At 36.6% G+C, this 18622-nt stretch carries 16 protein-coding genes; 12 read left to right on the plus strand and 4 right to left on the minus strand.

Annotated features, from left to right (window positions below):
- Nucleotides 1–40: 40 nt before the first annotated feature.
- From BALOs_RS03470 to BALOs_RS03490, 5 genes are read left to right on the plus strand one after another with little or no spacing between them, the layout of a single operon-like run.
- Complete coding sequence (locus BALOs_RS03470) at nucleotides 41–241, plus strand: helix-turn-helix domain-containing protein (RefSeq protein ID WP_120404265.1); 201 nt, start codon at nucleotides 41–43, stop codon at nucleotides 239–241.
- Nucleotides 238–3432, plus strand: coding sequence for a helicase-related protein (locus BALOs_RS03475; RefSeq protein WP_120404266.1), 3195 nt, complete (start codon nucleotides 238–240; stop codon nucleotides 3430–3432). The genes BALOs_RS03470 and BALOs_RS03475 overlap by 4 nt, the downstream gene beginning before the upstream one ends.
- A complete protein-coding gene (locus tag BALOs_RS03480; protein WP_120404267.1) occupies nucleotides 3432–4181 on the plus strand; it encodes a DUF4391 domain-containing protein in 750 nt (249 codons plus the stop codon). The genes BALOs_RS03475 and BALOs_RS03480 overlap by 1 nt, the downstream gene beginning before the upstream one ends.
- 10 nt (nucleotides 4182–4191) lie before the next feature.
- On the plus strand, nucleotides 4192–6111 hold the full coding sequence (locus tag BALOs_RS03485) for a site-specific DNA-methyltransferase (protein WP_120404268.1): 1920 nt from the start codon (nucleotides 4192–4194) through the stop codon (nucleotides 6109–6111).
- A gap of 9 nt (nucleotides 6112–6120) precedes the next feature.
- Nucleotides 6121–9102, plus strand: a complete 2982-nt coding sequence (locus BALOs_RS03490; RefSeq protein ID WP_120404269.1) for a type III restriction-modification system endonuclease — start codon at nucleotides 6121–6123, stop codon at nucleotides 9100–9102.
- On the opposite strand, the gene BALOs_RS03495 is transcribed toward BALOs_RS03490, so the two are convergent.
- The 4 genes from BALOs_RS03495 to BALOs_RS03510 form a co-directional block, all read right to left on the minus strand.
- Nucleotides 9080–9331 (minus strand): hypothetical protein, encoded by a 252-nt coding sequence (locus tag BALOs_RS03495; protein WP_120404270.1) that lies wholly within the window; start codon nucleotides 9329–9331, stop codon nucleotides 9080–9082. The genes BALOs_RS03490 and BALOs_RS03495 overlap by 23 nt on opposite strands.
- Nucleotides 9332–9514: 183 nt before the next feature.
- Nucleotides 9515–9898 (minus strand): hypothetical protein, encoded by a 384-nt coding sequence (locus tag BALOs_RS03500; RefSeq protein WP_120404271.1) that lies wholly within the window; start codon nucleotides 9896–9898, stop codon nucleotides 9515–9517.
- Nucleotides 9895–10725 carry a hypothetical protein gene (locus tag BALOs_RS03505; RefSeq protein ID WP_120404272.1) on the minus strand — a complete coding sequence of 277 codons (831 nt, stop codon included), beginning with the start codon at nucleotides 10723–10725 and terminating at the stop codon, nucleotides 9895–9897. The genes BALOs_RS03500 and BALOs_RS03505 overlap by 4 nt, the downstream gene beginning before the upstream one ends.
- Before the next feature lie 181 nt (nucleotides 10726–10906).
- Nucleotides 10907–11236, minus strand: coding sequence for a DUF4156 domain-containing protein (locus BALOs_RS03510; protein ID WP_162929514.1), 330 nt, complete (start codon nucleotides 11234–11236; stop codon nucleotides 10907–10909).
- A 321-nt stretch (nucleotides 11237–11557) separates the two neighbouring features.
- Between BALOs_RS03510 and BALOs_RS03515 the strand changes: the two genes are divergently transcribed.
- The 7 genes from BALOs_RS03515 to BALOs_RS03545 all read left to right on the plus strand — a co-directional run bounded on the left by BALOs_RS03515 (nucleotide 11558) and on the right by BALOs_RS03545 (nucleotide 18609).
- A complete protein-coding gene (locus BALOs_RS03515) occupies nucleotides 11558–12031 on the plus strand; it encodes a hypothetical protein (RefSeq protein ID WP_120404274.1) in 474 nt (157 codons plus the stop codon).
- Nucleotides 12032–12119: 88 nt separating this feature from the next.
- Nucleotides 12120–14018, plus strand: a complete 1899-nt coding sequence (locus tag BALOs_RS03520; RefSeq protein WP_120404275.1) for a hypothetical protein — start codon at nucleotides 12120–12122, stop codon at nucleotides 14016–14018.
- A 9-nt stretch (nucleotides 14019–14027) separates the two neighbouring features.
- Nucleotides 14028–14348: a hypothetical protein gene (locus tag BALOs_RS03525; protein WP_120404276.1), complete on the plus strand. Its 321-nt coding sequence runs from the start codon at nucleotides 14028–14030 to the stop codon at nucleotides 14346–14348.
- A gap of 9 nt (nucleotides 14349–14357) precedes the next feature.
- Complete coding sequence (locus BALOs_RS03530) at nucleotides 14358–14624, plus strand: hypothetical protein (protein ID WP_120404277.1); 267 nt, start codon at nucleotides 14358–14360, stop codon at nucleotides 14622–14624.
- Nucleotides 14617–16575, plus strand: a complete 1959-nt coding sequence (locus BALOs_RS03535; protein WP_120404278.1) for a VirB4 family type IV secretion system protein — start codon at nucleotides 14617–14619, stop codon at nucleotides 16573–16575. The genes BALOs_RS03530 and BALOs_RS03535 overlap by 8 nt, the downstream gene beginning before the upstream one ends.
- A 1-nt stretch (nucleotide 16576) precedes the next feature.
- A complete protein-coding gene (locus tag BALOs_RS03540; RefSeq protein WP_162929515.1) occupies nucleotides 16577–17236 on the plus strand; it encodes a hypothetical protein in 660 nt (219 codons plus the stop codon).
- Nucleotides 17233–18609: an MFS transporter gene (locus BALOs_RS03545; RefSeq protein WP_120404280.1), complete on the plus strand. Its 1377-nt coding sequence runs from the start codon at nucleotides 17233–17235 to the stop codon at nucleotides 18607–18609. The genes BALOs_RS03540 and BALOs_RS03545 overlap by 4 nt, the downstream gene beginning before the upstream one ends.
- The last annotated feature ends 13 nt before the right edge of the window (nucleotides 18610–18622 follow it).

Genomic DNA, 18622 nt, shown 5'->3' on the forward strand with positions numbered 1-18622 from the left:
TTATATACTTACATAGTTTTTAATTATCATGGAGAAGATAATGAATCTTGAGGTCACGGATCGATGGTTATCTGTTCAAGAAATCGCACAATATTTAGGAATCTCGAAAGAGACAGTTTATCGCTGGCTTGAGAAAGGCAAAATTCCGTCACATCGAGTTGGAAAACTTTGGAAGTTTAAAGCAACTGAGGTTGATGACTGGATTGTGAATGGTGGTGCAAAGGAAGATCTAAAACAATGAAGCTTTTAGATAATAAAAAACATGGAAAGGTTGGAGATGTAGTAAAAGAAAACTTACTTGAGGGCTCCAAAGTCTCAATGATCTCAGCTTCATTTTCTATTTTTGCATTTTGGGAGCTAAGAAAAGAATTATCAAAAATAAATGACCTAAGACTAATTCTTACTTCATTAAAAGATAAAACCGATGGTCAGATAAATCTCCTCGGTGGAGAGTTTGAACGTCGATATCGAAATCGACTAGATTCTAAGAAGATTGCCAAGGAATGTGCTTCCTGGATTAAAAAAAAGGCCATAATTCACTCTTTGTTAATGCCTAACAGTTTAGGCTCTAATCTTACCCACATAGAGAACAATGATAAGTCGATATCGATTCAAGGGGGCTCTAGCTTTACGGCAACAGGCTTGGGTTTTACTGAGTCAGATACCTTTGACATGAATACATGTCTTGAAAACAATGAAAGCACAAAGGACCTTCTTAATTGGTTTGACTCGATTTGGGAAAACAAGGCGGCAGTAAATGATATTCAAACTGAAATTCTGGAAAATCTAGAGAAGGTTTATTCAGATAAGAGTCCCGAGTTTATTTACTTTTTTATTATTTACAATATTTTCAAAGACTTCCTGACTGAAATGGATGAAGAGAATATCATCAAGTCTAAGACAGGATTCAAGGATACGCTCGTCTGGAATAAGCTTTACCAATTTCAAAAAGATGGAGTTCTTGGAGCAATAGAAAAGATTGAAAAGCATAATGGCTGTATCATTGCCGATAGCGTTGGTCTTGGTAAGACCTTTGAAGCGCTAGCAGTCATTAAATATTACGAACTAAGAAATGATCGTGTCCTTGTACTTTGCCCCAAGAAGTTAAGAGATAACTGGAGTCTCTATACAATTAATGACAAAAGAAACCTTCTTGCGGGAGATAGGTTTAACTATGATATTTTAAATCATACAGATCTTACGAGAACGCGAGGTAAGTCTGGAGAAATAAATCTCGAAACTCTCAACTGGGGAAATTATGATCTTATCGTAATAGATGAATCCCACAATTTTAGAAACAATAACGCTAGAAAAGAAACGATAACACGATATTCAAGACTGATGAATGATGTCATTAAGGCCGGTGTTAAAACCAAGGTCTTAATGCTATCTGCTACACCTGTAAACAATAGAATGAATGATCTAAAAAATCAGGTGGCATTCATTACAGAGGGAGACGATACTAAGTTTAAAACTTACGGTATTCAGAATATTGAACAGTCTCTCAAGAAAGCTCAAACAATATTCAATCAATGGCTTGATCAGGATCCGGAAGAAAGAAATTTAAACACTCTTTTAGAGTTAATGAACTTTGAATATTTTAAACTTTTAGATCTTATAACTATCGCAAGATCAAGAAAGCATATTGAGAAATATTATAATGTTAATGATATAGGTAATTTTCCAAAGAGACTTACGCCAAAAAACATTAAAACAGATATTGATGTCGAAGGACTTTACCCACCTCTAAAAGATATAAACTTATCTATTCGAAAGTTAAACCTGAGTGCTTATTCTCCATTGAAGTACGTAAAAATGGAGAAAAGAGAAGAGTATAACGAAAAGTACGATATTAAAGTTAAAGATGGCGCCTCAGTATTTAGGCAAATAGATAGAGAGCAAAGTTTAGTTCACCTAATGAGAGTAAATCTTTTGAAGAGGATGGAGAGTTCGATTAATTCTTTCACACTTACTCTTGAAAAGCTTCTAGGTAATGTAAATGCAATGATTGAAAAGCTTGACTCTGATCAATCCTCTGAAATAGATGAGCTTAATATTAACGATATTGAAGTTGACTCTGGAGAGTTTGACGATTTCCTTATAGGAAGTAAGGTAAAGGTCCTTATTAAGGATATTGATGCTGTTAGATGGAGACAGGAACTAGAAGAAGATAGAGATAGGTTACAAGAGCTTTTAGACGGAGCTCGCGATGTTACAGTTGAAAGGGATGCTAAACTTAAAGATCTCAAAGCTTTAATTCAAGAGAAATGTACAAATCCAATTAATGAGGGAAATAAAAAGATAATAATCTTTACTGCCTTTGCAGATACAGCAAATTATTTGTATCGAGAAGTAGCTGAGTGGGCAAAGAGTAATCTGCAGATTCATACCGCACTAGTTACAGGAGGCGGCACTAATCAATCTACAATGAAGCTGAAGTACAGTGATCTTAATAGCCTCTTAACTTCATTTTCTCCAGTATCAAAAGAAAGAGATAAAATTGATAGTTCATTAACAGAAGAGATAGACCTACTGATCGCTACGGATTGTATATCTGAAGGTCAAAACCTTCAGGACTGCGATTTTCTTGTAAACTATGACATTCACTGGAACCCGGTTCGAATAATTCAGCGTTTCGGTAGGGTTGATAGACTTGGGTCAAAAAATGAAGTTATTCAACTTGTAAATTATTGGCCCAACTTAGAGTTAGATGAATACATTAATTTAGAGTCTCGAGTTTCAGGAAGAATGGTCCTATTAGATATCTCCGCTACAGGTGAAGAGAACGTCATTGAACAAAACAAGAAAAGACAAATGAATGACCTTGAGTATCGTAGAAAACAATTGAAGCAACTACAGGATAGTGTTGTTGATATCGAAGACATTTCAGGTGGTGTTTCAATTACAGATCTTACACTCAATGATTTTAGAATGGATTTAACTGAGTATATGAAAACTCACTCTAAAGTCTTGGAAGATAGTCCATTTGGTAATTACTCTTTTATTTCAATTCCTCAAAGTGAGAATGATTTACCAGAAGGAACCGTGTTTTGCTTAAAGGATGCTGAGGGGAAAGTTCTAGAGGATCAGAACTACTCCCTATCGCCTTATTATCTGGTCTATATTTCCTGTGGAGAGGAGATTGTATTTGGGTACAAGCAATCAAAGAAAACTCTCGATATGCTTAAGAAGTACGGGAAAACAAATACTGGTATTCCAAACTTTGATGACCTTAAAGCTGACAAGGCATTTTATGATTCAAAATTTAAGCTACTGATGAAGGCAGCATCTAATATTTTAGAAAAAAGTGAAAGTCGTGGGGTTGGAAGCTTGTTTGAGAAAGGCGGGACAGTTGTATCCAAGAATGACTTTAAAGGAATAGATGACTTGGAAGTAGTCGCATGGTTAGACGTAATTAAGGGGAATGGTTAGTGAGTATTGATATAAAAAAATACTTAAATATCCCTCAGGACTGTTTTATAGGAAAGAAAATCTTCAAAAAGCTTTTTTATGAAAACTATAAGTTTAAGTCTGCTGAAAAGAAACTTTTTAAAGAAGACATCGATGAAATTAACTGGCTCTATAGCTTGAAACCCGAATTCGCAAATATTCCGGCTTATGTAGATGATGAAGTTGATTATAGGGAGATTGCTTACATTGAAGTAAGTTTGAATAAGGAGAGCAAGATCGTTAAGATCTTAGAAATTATTCATAACTCCATCCCATATCCTTTAGTCTTAATTTTTAAATTTGAACATAAAACTTTTATCAGCCTAGCCCATAAGAGGATTAATAAGAATGATCGCGAAAAATCTGTCGTCGGTAATATTATTAACACCGGCTGGATTGAGAACGAGGTCGATGAATTAACTAAAAAATTTTTGCTATCCATAAATTTTAAAAAGTTACCCTTTCAAGACTTGTATGCACATTTTTCAAAGCTGCTCGATCTTGTCGTTGATCTTGAATGCGAAAGAAAATTTGGAGGCAAGAGTGAAGGACAAGTTAGCGCTGATGAAAAAATTCAAATTCTCAAGTCGATATCCAGTTATGAAAGTCGAATTGAAAAATTAGTCAAGGATTTGGCGCAAGAAGAACATATTGGCAGAAAAGTAGAAATAAACATAGAAATTAAAAATATAGAATCTCAAATATGGGAATTGAAAAAACAAATAAGTTAAAGAGGAAGATATGGAAAAAATTTCTGGAAAATCAAAGAGGCTAGATATTGAAAATATTAATTTGATTAAAAAACTGATCCCTTATGCCTTTGATGGAGACAAAATTGACTTCGAGCTTTTAAAAGAAGCTCTTGGAGATAATGTTTCAACTGATAATGAAAGATATCAGCTGACATGGCATGGGAAAGCAAACTCTAGGCAGATTTCTATGGAACAAACAAGTGGTACTCTACTTCCTCATGAGGAACAGTCCGTAAACTGGTCTAACTCTAACAATTTGTTTATTGAGGGAGATAATCTGGAGGCATTAAAGCTCCTGCAGAAATCATATCATGGCAAGGTTAAGATGATTTATATTGACCCTCCATATAATACAGGAAGCGAGTTTATATATCCTGACAAATTCAAGGATAATTTAGATACATACCTGAAATTTACAGGGCAGATAGGAGATGAAGGGTTCAAAACTTCAACAAATACTGAGATGGATGGTCGCTTTCACACCAACTGGTTAAATATGATGTATCCAAGAATTAGACTATCTCGAAATCTTCTTCGAAAAGATGGCGTAGCTTTTATTTCTATAGGCGAGGCAGAACTTGGAAATTTGATTAAGGTCTGTGACGAACTTTTTGGCCCAGTTAATAGAATTGGAGTTTGTAGTAGAGTTATGAAAACTGGGGGAAATAAAGGAACTTATTTCTCGCCAAATGTTGATTACATACTTGTGTATGCTAAAGACATAAATGAGGTCAACGGCTTTAGGGATGAGATTTCAGAAGAGCTTATTAACAAAGTATATACTCAGGTTCAGCAAGAAGGACCTCGTAAAGGCGAGAACTACAGAATAATGGGGCTGTATCAAGGGTATCTAGATAAAAGAGCAAACCAGCGATACTTTATTAAGTGCCCGGATGGATCACATGTGCTGCCTCCAGGTGAAACGATTCCCCAAGAGGTTGCGATGGGTGAGCAAGTGACTCCAGTGGATGGTGATGGAATGTGGAGGTGGACATATGGAAGATTTAAGGAGGAGTTAGAAAATGATAATGTTGAGTTTAAAAAGACTAACAAATCTTCCTTGATTGATCAGGATGGAAATCAAGCAAAGTGGAATATATATACTAAAATTTGGCTCAAAGACAGGATGGATGAAGGAAAAGTACCTGTGAATATCTTTGAGAAATTTGAAAATAGACACAGTTCGGCTGAGTTAAAAGAGCTGGATATTCCATTTGATTTTGCCAAGCCGACGATGCTTATAAAATATTTAATGAAGATCGTTGGAGTGAAGGGTAATGACATTGTTTTAGACTTTTTTGCTGGGTCATGCTCGACTGCCGATGCTGTTTTACAGTATAACAAGGAAGCTGGTAGTCAGTGTCAATTCGTTTGTATCCAGTTACCAGAGCTACTCCCTGAAAATAGTAATGAATTCAAGTTGGGATACAAGACAATAGCGGACATTGGAAAAGAGAGAATTAGAAGAGTGCTGAAGAAAATTGAATCACAGGATGGGTTTAAAGTCTTCTCTTTGGGGTCAAGTAATATAAAGTCGTGGAGTCCGGATGTTGAGAATCTTGAGGCTAGCCTTTTTGATTCCGTTGAAAACCTGAGGGATGGGCGGACTGAGGACGATATCCTCTATGAGATTCTGTTGAAAAGCGGGCTTGAATTAAGTGTGCCAGTAGAAATACGTGAGGTTAATTCAAAAAAAATATTCTCAGTTGGTTTTGGGGCACTTTTGATTTGCCTTGAGGAAAATCTGAGTATTGATGACGTCGAGAAGATTGGGCAGTTGAAAGAAGAACTCAAGCCAAGCTCTGTTCGAGTAGTGTTTAGGGATAATGGCTTCAGTGATGACTCTGTTAAGGTAAATGCCATTCAGGCTTTGAAGCAGTTTGGTATCGAAGACGTAAAAAGTGTTTAGGAACGTACTATGAAAATTAAATTCAATCCCAGGCTTGATTATCAGATAGAAGCAGTTGAATCGCTTGTTAAAATTTTTGAAGGACAGGAGTTGTGTCGGGCCAACTTTTCTGTTCCCTCCGTGGGGGGGCAGATGGAGCTGGGTAAAAACTATAATGATATCGGGGTAGGTAACCGGCTAAGCTTGGTTGACACAGAAATATTGGAAAATGTTCGAAAGGTTCAGTTAGAAAATGGTTTGCCACAAGCTAAAGATGTTAACGACATTAAGTCGATGAACTTTAGTGTTGAAATGGAGACAGGTACTGGGAAGACTTATGTATATCTAAGAACCATTTTCGAACTTAATAAATGCTACGGCTTTACGAAGTTTATAATAGTCGTACCATCCATAGCTATTAAGGAAGGGGTGTATAAATCATTAGAAATTACTTCTGATCATTTTAGAAATTTATACGATAATACATCTTGTGATTTTTTTGTTTATGATTCACAAAAATTAAATCAAGTTAGAAGCTTTGCTACTGATGACAGTATACAGGTCATGATTATAAATATCGATGCTTTCAGAAAAAGCTTCACTGATCCAGAAAAAGAAGACAAGGCAAATATCTTTCATCGAAGTAGAGAGGAGTTATCTGGTGCCAAACCAAAGGAGCTAGTTCAAGCGACTAGTCCAATTCTAATTATTGATGAACCTCAAAGCGTTGATGCAACGGAGAAGTCAAAAGATGCTATTGAATCACTTAACCCTCTATTTACGATGCGTTTTTCGGCAACACATAAAGAGGTATATAACTTAGTATACAAGTTAGATGCTGTAGATGCTTATGAGAAGCAGCTCGTGAAACAAATCGAGGTTGCATCGGTAAAAATCGATGATGGTAATAATAGACCCTATATGTGTTTAAAAAAAGTTGACTATAAAAAAACTCCTATTATAGCAAAGATCGAGATAGATAAGAGGGAAAAGTCTGGTGATATTAAGCGCAAGGCAGTCACTGTCAAGGATGGAAAGGTTAATGACCTGTACGAGCTTTCTGGTGGGCGTGATATTTATGAAGGTTATATAGTTGATCATATTCATGGCGTCGAAAGCAAGGAGTATGTTTCATTTACAACCAAAGAAGACATTCTAGAGATCGGTAAACCTGTGGGAGAGGTTGATAAAACAGAATTTCAGAGACTTCAAATACGAAAAACAATAGAGGAGCATCTTGAAAAAGAATTAAGGCTGAAGTCGAAGGGGATTAAGATCTTAAGCTTGTTCTTTATAGATAAAGTTGCGAACTATAGATCATACGATAAGGATGGAAATGTTTTACCTGGTAAATTTTCAATTATTTTTGAGGAGGAATTTAAAGCATTTGCTAAGAAACCTCGATTCAAAAGTTTGTTCAATCCTAAAGAGGTAAGCGTTTCAGAGCTTCATGATGGTTATTTTGCAACTGATAAAAAAAATAGAGTTAAAGATACAAAGGGGAACACTCAGGCGGACGAAGATGCATACAACTTAATTATGAAAGAAAAAGAGAAGTTGTTGAGCTTTGAGTCAAAGCTGAAGTTTATCTTCTCGCACTCAGCCTTAAGGGAAGGCTGGGATAATCCAAACGTTTTTCAAATTTGTACACTAAATGAAACAAGTTCAGTTATGAAAAAAAGACAGGAGATTGGGCGAGGGTTACGTCTGGCTGTAAACCAAGAAGGTGAAAGGGAGTATGGGTTTGAAACAAATACTCTCACTGTCGTAGCCAATGAATCTTATGAAGAATTTGTTTTTAAACTTCAAAAGGAAATAGAGGAAGATTCTGGAATTAAGTTTGGATTAGTTGAGACTCATGTCTTTTCAAATATCAAAATGAAAGACTCTGTAGGCAAGGAAGTATATGTCGGTGCAGAAAATTCTCAAAAAATTTGGAATTTTTTGAAAGAAAAGGAATATATAAACGAAAAAGGTCGGGCGCAAGACAAGCTAAAGCTGGACTTGAAAGATGATAAACTTGAGGTGCCAGAAGAATTTAAGCAACAAAAGTCTCAAATAGAATCAGTCTTGAAAAAAATAACCAAAGGTTTAAGTGTTAAAAACGCTGAAGCCAGAACAGCTGTAGAGTTAAATAAGCGGGCAGAGATTCAGGATGATTTTAAGCAGTTGTGGGATAAGATAAAATATAAGACTAGATATAGGCTAGACTTTGACCCCCAGGAGCTTATTACTCATTGTGCGAACGAAATTAAAAACACTCTTGTGGTTCCAAGAACCTTTGCAGAAGTTGTTAAGGTGAAGGTGGACGTTGGGAAAGGGGGTGTGGAAGCCATCGATAAACGAGAGCAAAAGTACGTTATAGAGGATAAGAGCTTCTTTCTCCCAGACATTGTTAGCTATTTACAAAATGAAACCAACTTAACTAGAAAAACTATAGTGGATATTCTTGTTAAGTCAGAGCGTCTTGATGATTTTAGAAAAAATCCACAAAGGTTTATTGATGAAGTCCAGAAGATCATAAAGGGGCGGATGAGGCATTTTATTGTAAATGGAATTAAGTACCATAAGATTGAAGGTGCTGAGTACTATTTTCAGGAAGTCTTTGAGTCAAAAGAGCTTACTGGATACCTTGAGAAGAACTTAGTAAAGAGCCAGCGATCGATTTATAACTACGTTGTTTACGACTCAGATATTGAAAAGAAATTTGTAGAGCAATTTGAGAGTAATGATGAGGTTAAGGTGTACGCAAAACTTCCTCATAAGTTCAAGATAGACACTCCTCTAGGGGGATATAATCCTGACTGGGCTGTTTTAATTGAAAAGAATGATGAGTCAAAGTTATACTTCGTTGTTGAGAGTAAAGGTACTAACGTATTAGACGAGCTTCGACCATCTGAAAAGGCTAAGATCCTTTGCGGAGAAAAGCACTTTGAGGCAATAGATTCGGATGCAGAATTTATGGTAGCAAAGGATTATGATGATATCTCTAAGGTAGTTCTCTCAAAATAGATACATCCTTAATGTGAATCTCATCAGTTATTTGGACTTTCCAACCAAAACTTTTTGCAGTTTTGAAAAATAGAGGAAGGTCCAAGTCTTCTTCGAGAAATACAGAGGTATTATGTCTAAATGAGCAATTTGAAATCTTTTTTAAAAGATTAAGTTGATTAATGTCCTTGGTGGGAACCTTTAGCCAAGCATGTGAATCTGTTTCAAATAAGTAATAACTTTTTAGCATTTAAACCTCCTGTTGAGGTTAGAAGCAAAAAGGTTGCCAGTAGCGGATATTGTAAAGGCTTGATTTATAAGGATTATTTTTCTTGCATGCAAAAATAATTATTTCAAGGATCTAACTTTTTGATGTTTAACCAGCTTATTGAAAATATTTAATAAGCTGGTTACATATATATAAGGTGTAAACCTAGGTTCCACCTTCTCCACCAAGAGTCATGCGAAAATTATGCATAGACTGCTCTAGTTGCTCCATTTGCTCAATAGGAAACTTAATCCTTCCTCCACCATCGACACCATTTAGAGACTTGAGAATAACCGTATCAATCTCACCCGAGATAGGTAAATCCTTTATCTTAAGAGCTTCGGACACCTTAGATGAGGGGACATATAACCTGTTGTCAAATGAACGGATATATTTAACGTCTTTTAGCTTCACATCTTCCACGTTGTAAAAGACTTCACTTTCTAGTTCATTATAACTAAGGGCCACGTTAGCTTCTTTGAAAGTTAGAGGAGTATTTGCAAAACTGCTAAGACTTAAAAGCATTAATACTGGAAATAGAGGTTTCATTGTAATTCTCCTAATTCTGGCGCAGTGATGGTATCAGCAAGAATTGTCGTAAAATCTGGTATTCCATCCTCTGTTTCGTGTGTGTTGTAAATCTCTCTAAGCTCTGCAATGTACTTTTGAGTCACTTCTTTTCTCTTTTTAATCCCTTCTGGTGTTAATGAACCCCAGAAAACTTTAATATCGTTTTGGCCTTTTTCGATTTCAGACGTTTTAGCAAAATGAGATAAATATGCAACAGCTGATTTCGTTTGCTCTGCATCTAAGTAAAGACTTTCTACATGGCCAGTAATTTTCCCATTTTCTTCTTTAAGAACTTCAGCCGATAGCATTTTCTCTAGTTCTTGTATTGCAAAACCATCCAGCAGCTCTTTGATTTCTCTTCGAGTTGTACCTGACTTATTGTGGGCCAATAAAGCAATGATCATTGCATTTTTATTTGTTAGGTATTTATCCAGTTCAGGCTCAGTAGAGAGCTTGTTTGGCATTAATAGAGACTGATAAGCGGACTTTAGAAGTGCTCCTACTTCGCCCTTCGCTTCTTGAATAACTGAGGCTGGATTCTTAGAACCACTTACTCCACAGGCAACTTTAAGCACTAAGTCAGCTTTAATCTTGCTTCTTCTATCAGATTTTTTCAGATAATAGAGAGAACTTGGCGAGATGCCATTCTTCTCAGCAAAACCATTAATGGTAATGTTGGAGTGTTTTGCAAGGTAGTCATCGAGAAGATTTAAAATTTCACTTCCTAAGACTTCATAGTTAATTGGCCTACATAGCTTTTCAACTTTTCCTACTACCGTTGCCTCCGCATCATGAATAGAAATCATAAAGGCCTCTCAAGGTATGTTTGGCATTGTGTTATCGGCCAGAAAACCGACTGTTAAGAAAAAAAAATTTAGGCGTGAAAAAAGTTCACTAATTTGCGAAGTGTATTGCCAAAGGAGTTTGAATTTTTAACAGCTTACAAGTGACTTCTTTGCAAATTTGCGAATGATGTCGCTATCGTCATCAATTCTTCACAAAGTTACAAGCTAAAGCTTCAACTTGAACAATGGCTTGCGATGATCCACCGTACCCTTGTGAGTTATTACTTGAAATGATTTTCATTCCATTTCCACCAAGTTCTGCGACTCTATTTCTAGCTTCATTCATTGCGTTTTGACTATGATGAGCGGCATCCCAGCCAAGTTCATTTGAAGCAGTAACAATATCTAGAGTTTTACAGTATTTTTCTTTTTGATTTTCAGTCACTAGGCGAACGTTCTTTCCACTCTTAGTAAGCTGTGTAGAGCAAGAAGCAAATAACATAATTATAGTTACGAAAAAGATTATTTTCATTAAATACCCCATTATTATTTAAACTAGTAATACCATAAATTATAAAATGGATTCGTAAATTTGCAAACATTAGGCAATTCAAAGCCCGAGTCTTCGCAAACTTGTAATCTTTCTTCTCTAAATTATAAATTGAACTTGTAATTTTAAAAATTAAATTGGTAAGACATTTTTTATTGAACAAGAGGCCAGATCATCCTGCCGGCAAGCTGAGTAATCTGACCTCTAAAGAGCTATTAAACTCTTGTCCTTGTTATATCTTTTAATGATTTCCAAGACAAGATGTTTGTATCTTTCCATGTAATAAATGAAGGAGAAAAAACTATGGAAAATGTCATGCCTTTGGAAATTGTTAGAAATGGATTTATTCCACCACTTTCCAATCCCGATTTAAAGAAAGAGAAAGAATTAAAAAATGTCTGTGCAGAAATGATAAGAAAAGACATTGAACTATTAGTTCTACAACACAAGCTTCAAGATATCTTTCACTCTTGTCAGTTCTATAGTGTCGCTGGAGATGATTTTTCATCTATAGAGCACTCTATAATTATGGCTTCGCAGAACGGTTTCAAATCTGTAGACCAGATCATTACAGAGAACATCAAAGAAGAAGCTACTAATCTTATTTTTGACTTATTTGAGCGAGGGAATACTTCTTTATACGAGATCAATGTCGTTGCGATAAAAATAGCAAAAGTAATATTCGATACTCTGAAACAAGAACACGTTGAATTTGCCCTAATGGAAACTCAAAGACAGTTCACCAGTATCAAGCAGTTTTTAGATCGAGAAATATAGAAACTAGAAAATAACCAACAAAGGCTTTCCTGAAGAAAAAAGCAAAAACGCTTTAAGGGATTCCTGCGTCCAAAAAAGGAGATTGAATATGAAATACCTACTAATTATGTGTCTCACTCTACTCGCGAGTTGTGGCTTTAACTCTTCCGATGAAGAAGGAAGCAAGGAACAGCGTAGCATTGATACGCTTAATGCCCAGAGGTCAAACCAAGACTCTGACGGCGATCTTGTAAACGATCAAGAAGAAATCAATAAAGGAAGAAGTCCTTATGTCGCAGACATTCCCAAAGTTAAGGTTAACTTTCTTCAAAACTATAATATTAAGCAAATATATGAGGATCAAACGATCTTTGAAATTGATACTCGTACGGCCAAAGATGATCCAGACTTTAAATATCGTGTTGGTGAGCTTTTCCTAAAAGAAAATAGCATCAACAATGCAGCTAAGCTTGGACGTTTCTCTGGTGTAACTTGGGGAAATATTCGTCAAGAGGATTACTCATGGGTGAAATATCCTGAAATTGACGAAAAGTTCTATTTTTCTAAGCGTGCTGAGTACGAGGACTTTAAAAAGAAAAAGCTTACTGAGTCTCAGATCACACTTGAAAACACCCTCAAGCTTGTGGAGTCACCTTATTTTAACTCTATCGAAGGCCTTGAGTTAAATTTCTACTACTACAGCTATTCAAAAGAAACATATATCCAGCTTCACACCCAAAAGATTGAGCAGACCTTTCAAAGCGGTGTGCGTGAAGATTTTATAATTACGATCACCAATCCTCCTAAAGAGCTTCTTGATGACACTTATATGAGACATGGCGAGTTCATTATCTCAGAAGTTAAGGATTTCTATATACCAGACCTAGAAATGACCTATCGAGAGCTTTTAGCGTCTGTTAAGGCCAAAGCTGTACCAGTCTATAAGACAAGTCCATTTGAGAACGATCTTAACTATGTCGCAGTTTCTAAAGATGGGGATTCTCTCATTAATGTTCTGTCACACCTGTATTCTGAGAAATTTGAGATTCAAGAAGACAAACTTACTAGGCTTGAGCAATTTTCAAATAATCTACCAAGCTTTAAGTATCTGCATGAATTAAAAGCTGAAGATAAAAGCGGTCAATGGTTTGTAATGACCAACCCATTGAAACAACACTACCTAAAGCACAAGTTCACAAATAAGGACTCTATTACACTCTCATACATTACAGGTAGTCAGCTCTCTAAGAGAAAATCAGAGATCATTCCGGCCTTTAGAGAGAAAGTTTATAGTGGAAGCAAGGACAAGACTCTTCCTTTGGGAAATATCACTAAGAACTCACAGATTGCCTTGTCTCTGTATTTAAATTCTATAAAAGGCGTAAAGCTACTGACTACAAATGAGCAATTTGCATTTGCACCAAATTGTCGCGGAAATTGCACTGGTGCAAATTGGAATGTTTGGGCTAAGTTTTCAAACAATCGCTTTGAAAACAAAGAAACACCTTGGGTTGCGAGCCATTTTTCAGAAGTTCTACCTTCATTTGATCTTTTTATTAACAATACTCAGCTAAATATTGATGAGCTTATTAAAGAAAACATCTTATCTTTATCGCTAGAGGCCGATAACCGTGGCCAATACCTACACCTTGAAATTTCAAATCTTCATAAGCTCGATCTTATTGAGTCAGGTCAAGAGAACACGGCCTTTATAAAAATTAAACCACTAAGCTCAGGACTTGCAGGCGAAGGCCTAGAGATCAAAGAAGTTGGTGGACACAATATTGATAAGTATTACCACGCAGGGCTTATCTGTCTAAATCAAGCTGTTGAAAGAAATGTTCCCTTGGCCGTAACAAGTTGGGGCTTTGATAAGTGGCAACACCGAGTTCGCTGGGGCGTAAAAGTACCTCCAAAACAATTTATTCCAACACGTGGTGAAAAGAAGAAATACTTCAACGGCGTTGTTGTGGACATCATTTCTAAAGTCTCAAACTTTTACAACTAAGAGGAAAATATGAAGAGTTTAACTAATAAGAACCAGAATCGAATTGATATTGCCTGTCCATTGACGTGGACAATGGCAATAACGAGTTTGATCTATTCTCCCCATACTTTTGCGTTCAGCAAGCTCAAAAATGGTTTCGAAACCATTACCTCCACCTATCTCATCCCCCTTGCGGGGGCGGTGGCCGGTGCTTCTTTTATTATGTTCGTCACGCTCTCATTTTTTAAGCAGGACGAATACCAAAAGAAAGCGGCAAATGTGGCGATTTTATCAATCTTTGCTGGCTCAGGGTTAGAGCTGATTAGAAACCTAATTCAGAGCTTTAGCTAGGAGTCTCAGATGAGTAGAAATCAATTTCCCACATTGCTAAACCAGAAGGCTACCATGCTCGCAAGCCTTACAAGAATTGATCTTCTCGTAGTTGGTTCAAGTTACCTGATCCTTTCATGGATGAAAGTTTCAGGTCTTTTTTCCCTCGCTACAATTGCATTGATCTTGGTGTGCCTAAAGTTTGTAAGCAAAAGGCTAAAGCAAGGATTCTTTTCTCATTTAAACGATGAGAAGAAGCTTACTTGGCAATTTAGGCTTGGAGGTCGTCATGAGTAAATCGACTTTTCCTGTATTGGAAGTTCAGGGCAATAGACTTACCTCAATTCATGGTGACGTATCGTGGTTTTACTCTATGTTACCATCAGATACTTCCCAAATGGATGACATTGAACGAGCTGGATTCTTTGAATCTTTGGCCCGAGGGCTTAATCATTTAAATCTTGATAGCTATTTCAAGTTCTACAAGATTAGTGATTGTTCTTTCTTAGAAACTAATGGAACTCAACTTCCAAGCTTTTCAGGAATAGACTTTAAAGAGCAAGATAAGCCTTTAGAGTGTTTCTTTCAAACAAATCAGATTTTCTCTGAGGTTGGAATCTATGATGATTATCTAAGCTTCAACGGAAAATACCTAAGAGTCTTTTCGGTAAGTGAATTTTCAGATGATGAGGCCCATGAGCACCTAATCCCTCAAGACGTTGATTACGTCTTAAGCTTTAAAAAGAAGGCAAAAGATAAGTCGATAAGTAAACTTGAGCGAATTAGGATGGGACACCTTTCAAGCTTTCTTAAATCTAAAAGAGATATTTCAAGTGAAGGTGCTTATTCTCAAGCAGAAGAGCTAATGCATGATCTTATTCATGGAAGTGAATCCATGTTTGAAATGGAGATGTTCTTTCTACTACGCTCTAATTCAGTAGAAGAGCTAAATTCTATGAGTGAGGCGTTTGTAAGTGAAATGCTATCTCGTGGTATTAAAGTCTTTGCAGAAGGACAATCTCTAAGAAACTTCAAGTCTGGACTTACTTCAATCTTTAATGAGCTTATTCCTGGAGTTAAGCCTCAATTAGGGCTTAGGACGCTCCCTAACAAGACAAGTCATCTTCGCTACCTCTTACCTGTAGAGAGAAGCTTTCTTATGGATGAAGGAATGGAGCTTCATGATAACTCTGGACGAGCTATCTGCTTCGATCCATTTACTGATGCGATTAAGAACAGAAATATGCTTGTTACGGGCATAAGTGGCGGTGGTAAGTCTGTTTTCGTAAATAAGATTGTCCATCACCTTATTGAGGATCACCCAACTGTAATCCTAGATAAAGGAGGCTCATTTCGTAAGCTCACAAAGTATTACGGAGGAAGCAATTTAGAGCATAAATTTAATCCTTTCCAATTTAAAGACCCGATGTATCTACGAGAAATAATCCTCTCTGTTGTCGATACTGAAAGGTTTGGAAAACTAGAAAAAGGAAAGCTTTTAAGGGCCATTAAAGAGGCCCTAACTAAAAGCGAATCCTTTTTCGGACTTATTGAAAACCTAAAAAAAGATTTTCCTGAAATTGATCTCTATTTTGAGGACTTTAAGGACTATATTTGTGATGACCATATAGATACTAAGAGTATTCTATATGTTGACGTAGAAAACTACCCAAAGAGCGTCATTGCACCAATTATCATCTTTATCTTGGAATACTTTAAAAATATTCCAGAAAAAGAAAAGATTCTCGTCTTCGATGAATGTTGGAGTTTTCTTGGAGATCACAGCTCATATATTGATGAGTGCTTCAGAACATTTAGAAAGACAGGTGCTTTTCCTATCGCGATTTCCCAGTCTCTAAAAGACTTCTCTAATCTTGGAGATGACCTCGCAAACTCAATTACAAATAACTGTTACTTTAAAGTCTTCTTCCCTCAAGAGATAGAAGAAAGGCACGACATCACTTCCTTTGATGTTGAAAATATTGGCTCCCTAGAATTTCAAAAGGGAGTCTTTTCAGAGTGCTACCTGAAATCCACTGACAATCGTTTTAGAAAGATTATTAGAAACTACTTAACTCCATTGGAGTTGGAGCTATTTCATACAGAAGCAGGCAAAGACAAAAAGCTTGAAAGCTTTCTATCTAAGTTTGAAGAGTTCTTTGATTCAAGTAAAGAGGCCATTGAGGCCTATGTGAGGTTACGACATGAAGATTTTCAAAATAATAATGTCATTTACTTTGATATTTAGCATGAGAATAAACGCAAGCACGTTCTTTATGCCAGATAGCGATACAGCGGCACTTGTGATGCTTGTCTCTAATACGGCGTCAACCGTTTCAAATACTCTTAAAATTCTAGAGGTCGCTAAGAAAACAAGTGATCAGATAGATAAATATAACTTCATTGCAATGAGACGTTATTTTATTGCTCGTCGGATCGAGCAACACGTTGTCGATATAGCAGAAGCTAATAAGATGAAACCTAAGAACCTTCAAGAGCTCAACCAAGTGATGCTTAGGCTCAAAATGAATCTCCAAGGCTTAAAGAGCAATATCGACTTTATGGCAAAAGACGTTTTAGAAGCTCAAGACTTTACTGATCGCTATTGGGAAAAAGTTGTAAATTCGATGGCCGATGAGCGAGAGGCCCATAACCAAGAGCTAGTGAGTGCAAGTGAAGGCTCAATTAGTAAGCATACACAAAATACGGCCATGAATACGGCCCTCAATGGAAAGATTCTTTCCAAAATTAGACGAGACAACCTTGAATACCAAAAAGTTGATCTTGGACTTAAGAAGAGTCAGACCGTCGAGAAACTTCGTCGTGAAGAGTTTTATAAAAACTGGATTGGAGTTGATGGCAAAAAAGAGAATGAGAATGAAGCTCTAATAAAAGGTAGCAAGTTATGACAAGCATCATGCGTGACCTTCTTTTAGTTCAAAGCTTCAACTTAAGCACACTTATTGAAGAATATAGGCTTTTCTTTCTAAGCCTTCTTCCAAGTGTCTTTATCCTAGCGGTAATCATTGAATACTTTGATCGCTTAGAACCATTTACGTTAGTAAAGAGAGCTTTTATTTCAATTCTGATCTTAACGACGGTTACAAGTGTTTATGAAAACTCGATAGCATCATCAATGGATACAGCAGATCAAGTTTTAAGAGAGCAGAAACAAGGAAATATTCTCTTAATGGATTTCTTCGATGGTTTTAAGCATTGGGATAATATTACAGAGGATAAAGAGAAAGACTTCTTCAAAGAGCGAAACGCATTTACTGGTGCGTTGGCATTTTTGAAGTACCACCTCTTTGATTCATTCGTGAATGACGGTTTCACAATTACGATTTATTTCATCACAAAGCTTTGTTTTCTGATCCTAAAAGTCGTGTACTCTCTCGTTTATTATCTTGGATATGGGCTCATTGGGATTCCATGCCTGATCTACCTATTCCCATCTATGGGAAATGTCCTTAGAGGGGCAATTCTAAGCTATTTATGGTGCCTAATAATCCCTCACGTCCTCGTCTTTATTATCTCAATGATTGGAACTGAGATTAATAATGGTTATGTCTCAGGGCAGATCATTGGTGGCTCAATCATGGGCACGGCCCTTCTTTTTATCCTGACTTTATTTATCGCTTTTACTCCTCTTATTGGGGCCATGATTTTAAATGGAAGCGGTATCTCTCAGGCCGGTGGAATTATCGCCAGTATCGGGGCTAATTACGTAATGAATCTACCAAAGAACACCGTCAATAATGCAGCAATGATGGCAATTGGTGGCCCTCTAGGGCCTAAGGCAACGTTTGCTAAAGGAATGGCCAAAGGTGGCTATCAATTTGCCAAAAATGCAAAGGTTGCAGGCATGAATAAATTTACATCAAGTGGAGGTAGTTCTCGTCCAGCACCAAAACAAGCAGAGCGAGTTAAGCCTACAGGTCTTGGCCATTCTCCTATTAAAGGTCATATCCCACCTCATGTGAATGATTCGGATTATGTGACTCTTAAAAACTCAAATAGATCATCGGGAATTGATTTTATCTCAGCTCCTACAAGAAAGAACCCTGCTTATAAGTCTAAGCAAGTTCACCAAATTAGCCCAACACAAGCAACTAATCAGCAAAGTAATAAAAGGAGTGTAAGTAATGGAACAGTACAAAAGCATGGCAAAGTCCATCGACCACATCAAAAGACCTCTAATATATATCGCTCTAGTAAGCGCACTAACTCACGTCCTCATTCTAGGAACAGGAATATTAATCAACCACAAAGAAGACAATAAGAGGTTTAGTGCA

Origin of the sequence: Halobacteriovorax sp. BALOs_7, assembly GCF_003612895.1 — a bacterium.
GTDB lineage: Bacteria > Bdellovibrionota > Bacteriovoracia > Bacteriovoracales > Bacteriovoracaceae > Halobacteriovorax_A > Halobacteriovorax_A vibrionivorans.